Raw genomic sequence first — 688 nt, forward strand, 5'->3', positions numbered from 1 at the left:
GATAGTCAAATATTGAAGAATAAACCAATACTATTCGGTATATTGAGGGGTAACTATAATTTGGCCTAGCGTGAGGGTCAACTCGCTTTCGCAATCCAGTCGCAGGTCTCGTATAATTCGCTCAATTTTTGATAAAAGGTCGATATAAATGACAGAAAAAGACAAGTTTTCCGAGCAGGATATAGATGAGCTTGAAAATGAAGAGGCTCAGGAGAGTGATTTTGACTGGTTGGCGAATGTCTATAACCGACAAGGTGCGATCAATCACCCGAGTGAGTTACATGGCTTATTACTTGGGGAAATTACCGGCGGCATTAAGCGTACGGCGAATGACTTTTTAGCTCAGGTTTTAGAACATATGGGCGTCGATGAGTTAAATGTTGCAGCTCAAGCTAATGTAGTTGAGGACTTGTTAGCTTTTTATAGCCAAGTATCAGAGGGTATCGATAAGGATTCGAGTAGTTTTACCTTATTATTGCCAGACGATGACTATGTTTTATCCGAACGACTTGAGGCAATGGTGTTATGGGTAAGGGGTTTTTTGGAAGGTATCGCTATTTCTGCAAGTGAACGACTTAATTCTGCATCGAAGGATCTGGAAGAAATTCTTAAAGACCTGGTTGAAATTTGCCAGCTGGACCCTCGCGTTGAGCCTACTGAAGAGGGTGAAAGAGAGTTCTTTGAAGTG

General features: G+C 41.6%; 1 protein-coding gene. It reads left to right on the forward strand.

Annotation, left to right across the window (positions count from 1 at the left end; genetic code table 11):
* Positions 1 to 148: 148 nt before the first annotated feature.
* The coding region (locus tag A3761_RS00125; RefSeq protein WP_068749605.1) for a UPF0149 family protein at positions 149 to 688 on the forward strand (540 nt) is incomplete at its 3' end.

This window comes from Oleiphilus sp. HI0123 (genome assembly GCF_001635315.1).